General features: G+C 70.3%; 13 protein-coding genes. 8 read left to right on the top strand and 5 right to left on the bottom strand.

The features are described 5' to 3' along the window. The first annotated feature begins 83 nt into the window (after positions 1-83). A complete protein-coding gene (locus tag QEZ54_RS29915) occupies positions 84-719 on the top strand; it encodes a hypothetical protein (protein ID WP_281308087.1) in 636 nt (211 codons plus the stop codon). Beyond that, positions 716-1,681, top strand: coding sequence for a nucleotidyl transferase AbiEii/AbiGii toxin family protein (locus tag QEZ54_RS29910; RefSeq protein WP_281308086.1), 966 nt, complete (start codon positions 716-718; stop codon positions 1,679-1,681). Before QEZ54_RS29915 ends, QEZ54_RS29910 begins: the two co-directional genes overlap by 4 nt. Positions 1,682-1,733: 52 nt before the next feature. Here QEZ54_RS29910 and QEZ54_RS29905 read toward each other — a convergent pair whose 3' ends face one another. Continuing rightward, on the bottom strand, positions 1,734-3,125 hold the full coding sequence (locus QEZ54_RS29905) for a DUF1996 domain-containing protein (RefSeq protein WP_281308085.1): 1,392 nt from the start codon (positions 3,123-3,125) through the stop codon (positions 1,734-1,736). A 436-nt stretch (positions 3,126-3,561) separates the two neighbouring features. Between QEZ54_RS29905 and QEZ54_RS29900 the strand changes: the two genes are divergently transcribed. The 4 genes from QEZ54_RS29900 (at position 3,562) to QEZ54_RS29885 (ending at position 8,185) form a co-directional block, all read left to right on the top strand. Then, complete coding sequence (locus QEZ54_RS29900) at positions 3,562-3,999, top strand: low affinity iron permease family protein (protein WP_281308084.1); 438 nt, start codon at positions 3,562-3,564, stop codon at positions 3,997-3,999. A gap of 345 nt (positions 4,000-4,344) precedes the next feature. Continuing rightward, positions 4,345-6,192: an SCO2524 family protein gene (locus QEZ54_RS29895; protein ID WP_281308083.1), complete on the top strand. Its 1,848-nt coding sequence runs from the start codon at positions 4,345-4,347 to the stop codon at positions 6,190-6,192. A gap of 2 nt (positions 6,193-6,194) precedes the next feature. Beyond that, positions 6,195-7,127 (top strand): SCO2523 family variant P-loop protein, encoded by a 933-nt coding sequence (locus QEZ54_RS29890; protein ID WP_281308082.1) that lies wholly within the window; start codon positions 6,195-6,197, stop codon positions 7,125-7,127. After that, a complete protein-coding gene (locus QEZ54_RS29885; RefSeq protein WP_281308081.1) occupies positions 7,112-8,185 on the top strand; it encodes an SCO2522 family protein in 1,074 nt (357 codons plus the stop codon). Before QEZ54_RS29890 ends, QEZ54_RS29885 begins: the two co-directional genes overlap by 16 nt. A 78-nt stretch (positions 8,186-8,263) precedes the next feature. Here QEZ54_RS29885 and QEZ54_RS29880 read toward each other — a convergent pair whose 3' ends face one another. After that, complete coding sequence (locus tag QEZ54_RS29880; protein ID WP_281308080.1) at positions 8,264-9,181, bottom strand: SCO2521 family protein; 918 nt, start codon at positions 9,179-9,181, stop codon at positions 8,264-8,266. 233 nt (positions 9,182-9,414) lie between these two features. Between QEZ54_RS29880 and QEZ54_RS29875 the strand changes: the two genes are divergently transcribed. Continuing rightward, positions 9,415-10,404: an FAD-dependent oxidoreductase gene (locus tag QEZ54_RS29875; RefSeq protein WP_281308079.1), complete on the top strand. Its 990-nt coding sequence runs from the start codon at positions 9,415-9,417 to the stop codon at positions 10,402-10,404. Between the two features lie 106 nt (positions 10,405-10,510). Here the strand turns inward: QEZ54_RS29875 and QEZ54_RS29870 are convergent, their stop codons facing one another. Next, complete coding sequence (locus QEZ54_RS29870) at positions 10,511-11,380, bottom strand: methyltransferase domain-containing protein (RefSeq protein ID WP_281308078.1); 870 nt, start codon at positions 11,378-11,380, stop codon at positions 10,511-10,513. Continuing rightward, a complete protein-coding gene (locus QEZ54_RS29865) occupies positions 11,377-12,183 on the bottom strand; it encodes an SCO2525 family SAM-dependent methyltransferase (RefSeq protein ID WP_281308077.1) in 807 nt (268 codons plus the stop codon). The genes QEZ54_RS29870 and QEZ54_RS29865 overlap by 4 nt, the downstream gene beginning before the upstream one ends. A gap of 350 nt (positions 12,184-12,533) precedes the next feature. Between QEZ54_RS29865 and QEZ54_RS29860 the strand changes: the two genes are divergently transcribed. After that, positions 12,534-12,920, top strand: coding sequence for a RidA family protein (locus QEZ54_RS29860; RefSeq protein WP_281308076.1), 387 nt, complete (start codon positions 12,534-12,536; stop codon positions 12,918-12,920). A gap of 4 nt (positions 12,921-12,924) precedes the next feature. Here the strand turns inward: QEZ54_RS29860 and QEZ54_RS29855 are convergent, their stop codons facing one another. Next, positions 12,925-13,494 carry a DUF664 domain-containing protein gene (locus tag QEZ54_RS29855; protein WP_281308075.1) on the bottom strand — a complete coding sequence of 190 codons (570 nt, stop codon included), beginning with the start codon at positions 13,492-13,494 and terminating at the stop codon, positions 12,925-12,927. Positions 13,495-13,498 lie beyond the last annotated feature (4 nt).

The raw sequence follows: 13,498 nt of genomic DNA, 5'->3' as shown, positions 1-13,498 counted from the left end.
GGTGCTGGCGGGCTGTCTCACCCACCGCCTAGTCTCGCGGCCGGGCGCCACGCGCGGTGGCACCGGATCGGGGCAGGGAGCGCATGCGCGAGTTCGCGGGGGACTTCGAGACCCATCTGACCGTGTCACCCGGCGGGGGCCACGAACGGCTGGAGTCGTGGGCCGGGCGGCGCGGGCTCAAGTACGCGCGGATCGTGCTCGACCGCGGCCAGGCCCCCGACCAGCCCATGCTGACCGTGCGCGGCCGCGGCACCCTGACCGCCCAGCGCGACGCGGCACGCGCCTGGGTCGCGGAGATGGCCGAAGCCGGGTTCGCGGTGACCCGGTTGAAGATCGAGGCGTCGCCGTTCAACGCGGACGTGCCGCAGACGGCCGCCGAGGCCGCCGCGCTGCCGCCCGGCTGCTACTTCGAACACCACGTCAAGCTGGTCCTGACCGGACCGGAGCAGGTCGACCGGGCGCGGGCGATCAGCGAGCGGCACGCCGCCCACCTGTCCCGCAACGCCCGCCGGGTGCTGACCGACGGCAGCCACCACCGCTTCGTCACCCAGCGCTGCCGCGATGTCGGCCTGCCCGAGGCCCGCCGTCGCCTCGACGCGCTGCTGGCCGCGCTCACCGCGGACGGCTTCGCTGCGCTGGAGGCCGAGGCCGAGTTCGTCGTCGTCGACGACAACCCAGACCTGGACGCCGGCTGGATCGACGAGCGGGCCGCGGCGTGAGCGGCGCGTGGCGCACGGCCCAGCGCCGCGCGATGGACCATGTCATCGCGCTGGTGGCCGCGTCCCCGGTCGGCGAGAGCCTGCTGCTGCGGGGCAGCATCACGATGGCCGCCTGGGTCGGTGGACAGGCCCGCGAGCCCGGCGACCTGGACTGGGTGGTCCGGCCCCGGGACGGGGTGCCGCTGGACCGCGACTTCCCGTACCCGTATCTGGACCGCCTCGACCACGCCCGGACCTGGGCCGAGGCGGCGCACGGCGCGATCCGCCAGGAGCTGTGGGAGTTCGAGGACTTCGACACCAAAGGTGTACGGGTGCGCCTGCCACCCGAGGGGACCCGCTGGGTCGCCTTCCTCGACTCCGACGCGTCCCAGCCGCACGCGGACGTGCTGGACCTCGTACGCCACCAGCCGCAGGACCCCCACGGCCTGTGGTTCGACACCGAAGGCGCGACCGAGGCGGGCGGCTGGGGGTACGCCTACGCCGATGACTACTACTACGACGACGCGGGCGCCGGCGGGGGCGGAGCGCGCCTGCTCCTGCCGTGGCGGTTCGAGGAGCTGTCCGGAACGCTCCAGCTCGACTTCTCCTACTGCGAAGCGCTCCCGGACGCGCCGGTGCGCATCGAGATCCCCCGCGCCGACGGCGGCCCGCCGACCGCGCTCTGGACGGCCGGTCCCGAACTGTCGCTGGCCTGGAAGCTGCGGTGGCTGGAGCACGACTCACACCGGGGCGCCAAGGGCAAGGACCTGTACGACGCGGTGCTGCTGGCCGAACTCGACGGCATGCGGCTGCCGCGGCCCGTACACGATCAGCTCAGGCGGCGGTCCGGTCTCGACGCACTGCGTCCCGACGCGGTGCGGAGCTGGCAGATCGACTGGCCGGACCACCTGCCCGGCACCGCCGAGCATTGGCTGGCCCGGCTGGCCGCCGCGCTGCCCCGGGTGCTCGACCCGATGCCGTGACGGGTGGCGGCGGTCGTGACCGCCGTCACCCGTCAGTCCGTCGGGGAGCCGGTCAGAAGGTACCGGCGGTGTTGCACTTGGCCTTCTGGACGATGCAGTCCTTCACCCGGTGGCCCATGGCCGCGTTGTCCCAGACCAGGAACGAGTCGCCGTGGATCGACGAGCCCATGCCCGAGGAGAGCGTGTAGCCGTCCGCGCTGCCGTGGGTGGGGTAGTCGATGACGAAGGAGACGTTCGGGATGGCGATGGGGAACGGCGCGACGCACTTGCCGCCGACCGTGTTGTACGAGACGTGCGACTTGTGGTCGGGGCTGTCCAGATGGATGCCGTCCCAGCAGTCCTGGAACACCAGCTGGTAGGTGAGGTTGGCGGTCGGGGCGCAGATCGGCCAGTTGCCGTCGGCGCTGCGGCCGATCTCACCGCCGGGTCCGGCGCACCAGAACTGGTTCGGCGCGCCGGCCGGGGTCGGCGCCTGCTTCTTCGCGTCGCCGGCGATCATCCGGAACCCCTGCGGGAAGGGCACCGTCTTGGTCGGGTCGGGCAGGCGGGAGCTGTAGTACACGGTCATGCCGCGCGGCTCGATCGGCACGCCCCGCTCGTACAGGGTGGGGATCCAGTACGAGGAGGGGTCGCCCACCGGGCCGCAGCTCGACGCGGTGTTGGCACGCAGGGACGCGGTGGTGGAGCTGGCGTTCGTGCTGCGGTTGCCGAAGAAGCTGTGCATGTGCGACGCGCCGGGCAGCCCCGGTGCGACGATCGGGTCGTCCTTGAGGGAGTGGCTGTAGACGCACGCGGCGTTGAACTCCGAGACCCGCACCGCGTTCGGGGGCGCGGGGTTCATCACCATCGCGTTGAACTCGGCGAGCTGGGCGTTCCACGCGGCCTGGTCCATCGTGACCCAGCCGCTGCCGGACGGCGTGCTGGGGCTGGGCTGCGCCCCGCCCGTGCCGAAGACCTGGAACTCCCACAGTGACGCGCCGTACTGCGTGGCGCGGCGGGTGGTGTTCAGGCGCACGTACCGGCCGGAGCCGCTGACGGTGAGCGTCTGGACGCCGCCGGTGCCGTTGACGGTGGTGTGGATCGTCGTCCAGGTGGAGCCGTTGGCCGACGTCTGGACGGTGAAGTCGCGCGCGTACGCGGTCTCCCAGTTGATGACCACGCTGGTGATGGTGGCGGTGGCACCCAGGTCGACCTGGAGCCACTGCGGGTCGCTGAACGCGCTCGACCACCGGGTGCCGGTGTTGCCGTCGACCGCGGCGGACGCGGGTGTGCCGCCGTTCTCGGTCGAGGACGCGGTCGCCGGGCGGCCCTGCGAGAGCGGGGTCTCGGCGGCGGAGGCACGCAGCCCCTGGACGGTGAGCAATGAGCCGATCAGCGCCGTGATGGCGACACCGAGCACGATGGTGCGCGGTCGAAGTCTGCCCGTGCGGGCATTGAGGAGCATGACGGATCCTCCGGTTCTGCGGGGACGGTCGCGGCGGGGGTTCCACGGCGGGACAGGTCCGCCTCGGGGGCACGAGGCGGCGATCTTGCTAGAGAGCGCTCTCTATACCTGCATAGTGGCCCCAACGCCGATGGGTGTCAATAGCCCCTAGTCGATGGAGATCGGGTGGCGAATCTTCGCTTTCTTCGACAAAATGATGACCGATCCGGGTCGGCTGCCCGGTCACCAGCACCGCTGACCTGCGCGCCGGGGAGCGCTCTCCGGCGGGCGCTGAAGCCCCGCTCGTCGCCGAGGGCGAGGCCGAGCAGGTACGTCCGGTGGTCGCATAAGGCAGCTCCAGACCCCGGTGGCGCCGTTTGTCATACTCTGCCGTATCCGACGGTGCGGTCCCGGCGGCGCACGCATGGAACCGGGTCCGGACGGGCATCAACCCGGCATGACACGCAGGAATGCCGCGCCGACGAAGACCGCGCACAAGCCCGACATGCCGTCCTCGGTCACCGGCGAGGACATGACGCTGTTCGACCGCTTCGCGGAGGCGGCCAGCGCGTTCGCGTCGAAGGCGTGGTTCTTCGCCCTGTGCGTACTGCTGATCCTGGTCTGGGCGCCGTCGATCCTGCTCATCGGCGAAGTGGACACCTGGCAGCTGATCATCAACACGGCCACCACGATCGTCACGTTCCTGATGGTGGCGCTGCTGCAGAACAGCCAGACCCGCGCCAACGAGGCCGTCCAGCACAAGCTGAACGCGATCGCCGACGGGCTGGCCGACCTGATGGAAGCCCACAGCGAGGGCAAGACCCGGCTGGCCCAGGACATGGTCGAGCTGCGCGACGCGGTCGGCCTAGAGCACCGCGAGGGAACCCACGGCTGACGTCGACGATTCATGCCGCTGCGTTCGAATGGCGCGGCAGCGGCTGATCCCGTGCGCGTTTCAACACCCGATCCGACCTATCGGCAATGGGTGCGGCGACAGTTCCGGCAACCCCAATCGGCCGACCGGGTATCGGAGCCCCGGTCTCCTTTGACCGCGCCTGTCTCCCCGGCGGTGTGTTTTCGAATGTGCGTCCGACGACATGGTGGCATCCGTGGCATACGATGTGTGCCACGGATCTAATCTAGACCGCCACCCGCTCGCAGCAGGCATGTCGGCCGTGCCGCCGCCTGACCGGGCCCGGGTCGGCGGGCGGCCGCGACCTTGGGGATGGTGTCCTGGCGCATGAGGATCAAGCCGAGACAGGAACTCCTGGACATCTGGAGCGCGACCGCCAAGGTGGCCTTCACCCCGGTCCCCGGCACCAAAGGCAAAGGGGAATGGCACTGGGGCGGCCGGGGCGGCTCCAATTCGATCTCGGATGCGGAGCAGCTGCTCTGCCTGATGCTGCCGGCCACCGAGATCCGCCAGTTCCAACTGGACGAGCCGAACTCCACCGATGAGGATCTGCTCAAGGTGCTGCGCCCGTTCGGCGGCGCGATCGACATCCCGCAGTTCCTCGTCGGGTTGGTGATGGACTACCTCGACCGCTACACCGCGCCCGACGGCACGCCCATCTTCTCGGGCGGCAGCTACTTCTCGGCGTTCCTGCCCGACGAGGAGCCCACCGAGGAGCAGCGGAAGCTGGCGGTGGTCGAGTCGTTCGCCGCATCGATCCCGCTCATGCTGTCCTCGCTGGGCTTCATCAGGGTCTTCAGCCGGTCGGTGACCCGCCCGGAGCTGCGGGCGCGGCTGGACAAAGTCGAGCAGGCCGCCAGCCGCCGACTCTCCGCGGCGATGATCGGGCTGCTGCGCAGCTTCTCCATCTTCGTCTTCGCCGACGACAGCGACTACGCCGAGGCGCTGCTGCGCACCGTGAACCAGAACGGCGAACCGCGCCGCCGGGTGCTCGAAGACCTGCGGGTATCGCTGCGCGAGGTCGCCGCCGGTCTGCGCGACCTCACCTTCGGCCTCACCCAGGTGGAGCAGATCGAACGCGAGGACATGCTGTTCGAATGCGGCTGGTCCTGGGGCGTGCACAGCAACGCCACGCCGGTCGAGTTCCCCGTCGACCTCGGCCAGCAGGTCCCCGGGCTGGCGCTCGACGCGCCCTATCTCTACTTCACCGTGGTCGCCCTGGACGCGATCGCCGACCTCTACAACGACCGCACGCGGCTGCTGCGCCTGCTCGACGACGACCAGCTCAAGCTCGCGAGTGCCCTGCGCCTGCGCTGGGACCTGACCCAGCGGTACTGGTCGACCGTCGCCTCCTTCGGGACCAGGCGCTGGCCGCTGGAGGACATTCCGTGGCGCACGATCGACAAGGCGGAGTCGGACTACTTCAGCCTGCTGGTGACCTCGATCGCGGCCCGCAACCTGTCCGTACGCCCGAACGACTCCGACCTGCAGCGCCTCGGTGAGATCCTGTCCGAGCTGGCCAACCGCAGCCGGATGACCCGCCGGCCGCTCCGTGAGGACCCGGCCCTTCAACTGCACTCCCCCGGCGTCTCCATCGAGGTCGAGGGCGCGACGGATTTCTCCCCCCGGCTCAGCTGGGTCGCGGCCGACTTCGCACCGCTGCTGCTCAAGCGGGCCGCGATGGTCGCCGGCATGGTCGACCGCATCGACCTGCGCGGCCGGGCGCTCAACCTCGCCGACGACCTGTGGGACCACATCGCGCTGCGCCGCAGCGTCGTGGACGACGGACCGGGGCTGTGGGACGACCCGAGCCAGGTCTACCCGGTGTCGCCCGGTGACCAGGGCATCTCCTGGCACCACACGGTCCGGGTGGTGGAGAGCCTGGTCCTGGCCGCACGCCTGGCCGACGACCAGCCGCTGCGCAGCGAGCCGCTGCTGGAGCACGCGTCCAGCCTGCTGGCCGAGGCCGATCACCTCTACTCCCAGGAGCTGCTGGCGGGCACGTCAGAGAGCGGCACCTCAGAACGCAAGCGGCTGGAAGCCGTGCGGCAGCGGATCCGCAGAGCTCGCGAGATCATGTCGGCGCGTCCGGGGACCGCGGTGTCGCTGCTGCTCACGGCGCTCGGCGAGCTGGATTCCCTCGTCGCGTCCCGGGACACGACGGAGGTCTTCTAGCCATGCTGGTCTTTGCCACCTCGGACAAGGGCGGCACCGGCCGGTCGGTGACAAGCAGCAACCTCGCGTACCGGCGGGCACTGAGCGGCAGCAACGTCGCCTACCTCGACTTCGACTTCGGCTCCCCGACCGCGGGGACCATCTTCCACGTCGACGCGGTGCGCCGTGGCGCATCCGGTGGCGGGATCCACTCCTACCTGCAGGGCAAGGCCGATCCACCGCTGCGGCTGGACGTGTGGTCGCACTCGGACCGGTCGAGTCTGCGCGGCCGGCCCAGCCGGGCGGGCAAACTGGTCCTGTTCCCCGGCGACGAGTTCGGCGGTGAGTTCCCCGGCAACAAGGACGTCGTCAAGCGCTGCGCGCGGCTGTTCGCCCGGGTCGACGCCGAGTTCGACATCTGCCTGGTCGACCTCAGCGCCGGTCGCTCGCACGCCACCGACATGGTGCTGGCCGCGACCGCGCTGCCCGAGCTGCGGGCGGTGGAGAGCCGGTGGCTGGTGTTCCACCGCTGGACCCGCCAGCACCTGATCGCCGCCAACGGCCTCGTCTTCGGCAAGCACGGGCTGCTGGAGGCCGGCGCCCCGAAAGCGCCCGGCGAACCCGGGCACGATCCGGCATGGCTGCGGGACCGCATGCGCTTCGTCCGCACGGCGGTGGTCGATCCGGAGTCGGAGGCCCTCGGCGGGCTGCGGCCGGAGCAGGTCGCCTGGCTGCGCAGGTGCGACATCGACCTCAAGGCGCTGGCCACGAAGCTGAGCATCGGCCGCACCACCACCATCGGCTCGATCCCCCTGGATCCGCTGCTGCAGTGGCGCGAGCAGCTGATCACTGACACGGACACGCTGTCGCGGCAGGTGGCCAACGTCGAGACGGTGGAGGCGTTCGTCGAGTTGGCGCACAATCTCGACGACGAGAACGCGTGGGCGACCCTGTGAGCGCCGGGTACAGCGAGGCCGCGGCCCAGGAGCGGGTGGCGGAGCTGCCGCTGGCCCACCTGTCGATCGAGCTCGGGCACCTCTACATGGAGGACTACGTCGCCGGGCCGGGTCGGCTGCGCGAGCTGTTCGATCAGGTGGCGCCGTGGGTCCGTACGGTGTCGGAGGTGTGCCGGGCCGGGGTGGCGCCCCGCACGGCGCGGATCAGCACCTGCTTCCTCGTCGACGACTACTTCACCAAGCCCGATGTGGCGGGCAGGCTGGCCCGCAGCGAGCTGCCCTGGACGCCGCGGGCGGTCATCCCGCAACTGCTGCGCGCGGCGGCCGAGGCGGGCCTGACCATCGACTACCTCGCCCGCGAGTCCGCCTGCGCGGACGCGTCCGGAGTGCCGCTGGCCAGCCTGGTGCAGGCGCAGCTGGTGGCCGATCCGGCGCCGGGCACCAGCGGCGTCGGCGAGCCCGCGCACGAGACCGGCTGGCTCGCCAACGGCACCCGGGAGCAGGAGCGCGACCTGCGCCCGCCCACGGCGGAGTCGGGCTGGCGCGGCAACGGCGCGCCCAGTCCGGTCGCCGACAACGCGGAGGCGATGCGATCCGGCCCGAGGTGGCGCGGGGCGAGCGAGAACGGCGCGGTCAACCATTCGGTCTTCGTCGACGTCGAGCTCTGGCGCGACGGGCCGGGCGGGCGGCTGTGGTCGTGCGCCTTCCTGGCGGCGGTGTGGCAGCTGCTGCGGTTGGGCATGCTGCGCGACCGTGGCGCGGTCGTCGCGGCGCCGCAGCCGTGGGAGGGCGAGTTCCCGGACGACTGGGCGGCGCTGCCGCCGGTGATCCGGCTGCGGCCGGAGGCGGCGGACTTCTCGGCGTACCGGACGTTCTCCGTCCTGGCCGGCCGGTTCCTCCCGGTCGAGCAGGCCGTGCGCACCGTCTTGAGCCAGGTCGCGGTGGAGGGTGCGGTGGCGGCCCAGGTGCGGGAGCGGGTCGTGCGGGAGCGGCTGGTTCTGGCGGACGAGGTCGTCGAGCGGATCGAGTACGCCTTCGTCGGTGCCCGCTGGCGGTGAGGCCTGTGGTCGCCCGGCCGAGGCGGGACGACCCGGCCCGGCGGCCGCAGCGCGGTCGCGGCGGCGGGCGGGCCTGGTTCAGCGGCCCAGGCGTTCGATGGTGGCCAGTGCCAACTGGTCGCGGATGCGGTCGACGTTGACGCGCCACTGGCGGGTGAATCCGGGACGGTGCTCGACGTCGCGCCACAGGCCCTGCAGGGCCGGGTCGGTGCGGGCCCCGGGCATCCACAGGTGGAGCAGGAAGTCGATCGCCGGGCGAATCCGGGCGACCGTGTCCGCGCGGGCCGAGCCGGCCGGGCGGCTCTCCACCATGGTGAGCAGGGTGGTGAGCAGCCAGTCGTGCAGGGCCAGGTCTTCGCAGAACTCCGCGGTGGTGCGGTCGTCGGCGTCGGAGCGGGGCAGCCGGAGGGTGCGGGTGGTCGGATCGTCGAGGCTGAAGCTGAGCCCGGTGGTGCCGCCCGCGGGACCGGCTGCCCAGCGCAGGCGGGTGCCGGCGGTGCGGAACGCGGGACGGCGGTCGAGGCGGTCGCCGAGCTGCACCTGGTCGAGGGTGCGGTTGCCGATCGCGTCGAGGTTGAGCGCCTCGCCGGGCTCACCGCGCAGCACCCCGTCGGTGATCCTGGCGGCGTCGGCCCGGCCGACCGTCTCGATCGTGCCCGGCGCCGCCAGGTAGTGCGACCAGGGCAGGCGGCGCCCCGCCTCGCCGCGGACGACCCGGGCGTAGGCCGAAGCCTGCGCTACGTGGCCGCCGGTGATCGTGGCCCGGGTGCAGACGGTGCCGACGCCGCGCACCCGCGGTCCCGAGGCGGCCAGCGGGCAGTCGACGCCGATATGGCGCTCAGGCGACTGGGCGTGTGCGATCGGACGTTCCGCCCGGCGCACGCGCCGTCCCTGCACCAGGTCGAGCAGCGCCTCGGTATCGGTGGCGGAGACGGCGACGGAGTTGCGGAGCAGGGCGGTGTGGACCTCCCCCAGCGTCACCAGATGTTCGGCCACTCCGCACCCCCGTATGCCTTCGGCCGCCTTCAATTGCACCCCATGGTGGTATGTCGATGCAATGCCCGTGTCCGGCCCCGCCCACAAGGTCACGCTTCCGATGGAACTTCGCATCCGGACGGCGGCATGCGTGACGATTCGGCCCGCCCGAACGTGTTGCCGCACAATCGCTTCGTCACTCATGGCGACGAAGTGACTCCTCCCGACGTGTAGACACACGTTAATGTAATCGAATGGTGATTCCCGTGAAGGCCGACGTGATCATCGTCGGCGCAGGCGTGTCCGGACTTACCACCGGAGTGTGCCTGGCGGAGGCCGGACTGTCCGTGCGCGTCCTGACCCACCAGGCGCTCAGCGACCGGACCTCCTTCGCCGCCGGTGCCAGCTGGGGACCGTACATGCTGGCCGACGCGCGAGCTTTCGAGTGGAGCCGCGTGACCCGCGAGATCCTCGAGAAGCTCGCCACCGCAGCCGACGGCCGCGGCATCCGCATCGTGCCGGGTATCGACGCCGCCGAAGCCGCCGGCGTCGAACCGCCCGACTGGGCCGCGGCCATGCCCGGCTTCCGCCTGTGCCGGCCGGACGAGCTGCCGGACCGGTTCCGCAGCGGCTGGCACTACGAAGTGCCGCTGGTCGACATGCCCACCTACCTCGCCTACCTGCAGGACCGGCTGCTCGCCGCCGGGGCGACCCTGGAGCAGCAGCGGATCGAGTCGTTCGCCGAGGTCGGCGGCCTCTGCCAGGTCGTCGTCAACTGTGCGGGCATAGGTGCGCGGGAGCTCGTGCCCGACCTCAGCCTGCAGGGCGTGCTCGGCCAACTGGTGGTGGTGAAGAACCCGGATCCGCCGGTGGTGCGCTTCTTCCAGGACGACGCCGAACACGGCGACCTGACCTACATCCTGCCCCACGGCGACCTGGTCGTGCTGGGCGGCTGCGCCGTCGCCGAAGGGACCAGCCTGGACCGCGATGCCGTCGCCGAGCAGATCAAGAGCCGCTGCGCGCAGATCGAACCGCAGCTGGCCACCGCCCAGATCGTGGAGGTCCGCACCGGTATGCGGCCCGTACGGCCGCGGATCAGGGTCGAGCGCGTCGACGTCGACGGGCAGGCGATCGTCCACAACTACGGCCATGGCGGCTCCGGCCTGACCGTGTCGTGGGGCTGCGCGCTCGAAGCGGCCCGGCTGGTCCGCGGCGCGCTCGACCGGTCCCGCGTCGAGGGTTGAACCCTCCCCGTCGGCCACGTTGCTCCGCTCGCGGGACGGGACACCAGTCCGTACCGCGAGCGCCCGTCAGAGCAGCTGATCGGCGTATTCCGCGAGTGCCAGAAGTTCAGACCGTTACCGGAGTGATCGCGATGGCCGCCTGCAGCGGGTTGCTGCTCGCGATGTATTCCAGGCTGACGTCGAATTGATCTCCCGCCGCCACGTCGAACGAATTCTCCAGAAAGATGATCTGCGGGTTCAGCAGGAAGTCGGTCGGCTTGTCCCCGGAGACGCCCTCGGCGAAATCGATTCGGTACGCGATCCGAATGGCATTCGCGCGACCGGAGCCGATCGCGGTGAGCCGGGCCCGTCCGCGAATCGCCGGATCCGTCCAGTCACCGAACCGGTTGTCGAGGTATTGCGGACTGTCGGTCAGCGCACGGTCGTCGTCGAGTTCGATGAACCTCGTGTCGAAGTTCATCTTCAGACCGTAGACGTCCTCCTGGGCATACATGAGCTCGACGTGGTTCTGCATGCCCATCGGAATCATGGCGCCGCCCGGCTTGAGGAAGCGGCGGAGGTTGTTGGTGATCTGCAACTGCGGCTCGTAGAAGAAGCCCGCACTGATCACCTCGCTGATGACGACGTCGACCTGCTCGGGAAGATCGTGGCTGGTCGCGTCGGCGTGCACCGCGATGATCCGGTCGGCCAAACCGTTGCGGCGGGCGTTCTCCTCGATGACGGGGATGAAATCGGGATTGAACTCCAGGCAGTAAACCCGCTCGGCGCCCGCCTGGGCGGCGAACAACCCGAGCAGGCCGGTGCCGCTGCCCGCGTCCACCGCGACATCACCCGGTTTGACGGTCCTGCTGATGGCTTCCTGCAGGTACTGGACTCGGCGGGCGTCGTACAGGCATGCCTGGATGTCGTAGGTGGTGAACGCCTTGTCGCTGGCCGCCCTGGGCGCCAGGTTCGCGCCCGCCGTGCTGTCGGTCACGCCGACCATTCCTTCCGCTGATTGGTGCCCGAACCGGATCCGTGCCGGACCCGTTGATCTGCAGTGCCGCTGCGAACACCCGTGACCAGCATCATCCCGTCGTAGCCATGGCGGAAGAGCTGCGGCGACTGGACCGGATACAGGGTCACGTCACTGGCCACGCCGCGGAGGATGCCGAGCACATCCTGGGCGGTGACCTCGACCGCGGGAAACGTCTGGTCGCCGACCACGTAGCCGCGGGATCCCTCCATGAAGGTGGCCACGAACGGCGCACCCGGCCTGAGCGAGCGCACGAACTTCACCGTCGCCGCCGCGCACTCCTCCAGCATCCCGGTGATGGACTCCGCGACGAAGAACATGGTGCCGAGGTCCCACCTGCCTTCTTCGAGGTCGAAGATGCTGCCTTTCTCGATCTCGACGACCCGGGGAAGGAGTTCGGCCGGCCGGATGTCGCGGTATCGGTCGCAGCTGCGCACCAGCGCCTGCCAGAAGTCGTCCCAGGATGGACGGTAACCGCTGATCTCCTGCCGCAGCCAGTCGACGTTGGCCGAGGAGTACTCCCACAGAGTGATGGTCTCGGCGAACGGAAGCATCGCCATCGCCGGGTAGAGGTTGGCACCGGGGCCGACGTCGATCGCCCGCGCGTGCTCGGGCAGCTCCCGCTTGTCGAAGAACTGCGCGAGGAGCGGAATCATGATCTGATCGAGTTCGTGCAGGGTGGCGTAGTTGCTCTGCTGATACGACTCCGAGTCGAACAGGTCCCACTGGTACTCGGCGTTGTTGACGGCCAGCGCACCGGTCATCGAGCTTACCTTCCCTGTCGCGGACACCCTGCTCCCGTTCGGTCGATCATCCTGCGAGGCATTCCCATTGATCCGGAAGGTCCGCCGACGGTGGTGGCGGCACTCTATCAATGGGAGTGACGCAGAGCACAATTTCCAGTCCTGACGCGTCGTGGATTTACCGCTTGTCGCCCGAAAGGCGGGCAAATCATGAATCGCTTCCGCGGCTGCGGCCCGGCCCATTCGAACCGCACTCACGTTAGTCCGCTGCCGCAATCCAATCGATCTTCAATGACCGCCGCGTTTCGCCGGTGTTTCACATTGCGGTCGCTCGATCGGCGACCGAAGGGCGGCCGTGCTAGGTTGGCGCCGTGATCGAGAAGATCCATAGCGACGAGATCGCATCAGGTCCGGTGCCGCTGTCCCACGCGACCCGCGCCGGCGACTACGTCTTCATCTCCGGCCAGGTCGCCGTCCGCCCGGACGGCAGCACCGTGACCGGGGACTTCGACGCCGAGGTGCGGATGGTCCTCGACAACGTCCGGGCGGTCTGCCGCGCCGCTGGCGGCGACCTCAAGGACGTGTGCAAGGTGACCGCGTTCCTGTTGAACGCCGCGCTGTTCGCCCCGTTCAACGCGGTCTACCGCGAGTACTTCGACGAGCCGCTGCCCGCCCGGTCGACCGTGCTGGCATCGCTGGCCAATCCCGACCTGCGGATCGAGATCGAAGCCATCGCCTACATCCCGCGCCAGGCCTGACGAATCACCTGATCTCGAACGGATAGGCGGGACCCGGCGGATCCTCCCCCACCCGGCCGTCGATCGCCTCCCGGATCAGGTCGGCATGGCCGGTGTGCCGGGCGTACTCCTCGATCATGTCGACGACGAGTCGGCGCAGGGTCAGCAGCGTGCCGTCCGGCGCCCGGTACACGCAGTCCACGCCGACGGTCGTCAGCACGTCGGCGACCGCGCGCCGGGACCGGTCGACCGACGACTCCCAGAGCCGGTAGAGGTCCGCGGCGGAGTCGGCGGCCGCGGAGTGCCAGTCCCAGCCCGGCTCGGACGCCCAGTCCACTTCGCGCCACGGCGACGGCAGCGGCGCCGCGGCCAGTCCGCGGGTGAAGTTCAGGTCCTCCAGATAGGCCAGATGCTTCAGCAGCCCGCCGAGGGTCACCGCCGAGGCGCCCACGCCCACCCGCAGGCGATCCTCATCGAGCCCGGCGCACTTCCACGCGAACGTGGCCCGCTGGCGTTCGAGTGAGCCCAGCAGGGTTTCGGCCTCGCCGCCAACCGTCGGCGGCTCCGGATAGCCGACCGTGTCGAACATCGTCATGGTC

Source organism: Catellatospora sp. KI3, assembly GCF_029948125.1.
In the GTDB taxonomy this organism is placed as follows: domain Bacteria; phylum Actinomycetota; class Actinomycetes; order Mycobacteriales; family Micromonosporaceae; genus Catellatospora.
Note: the sequence above shows the minus strand (reverse complement) of the source record. Positions and strands in the feature narration are given on the sequence as shown.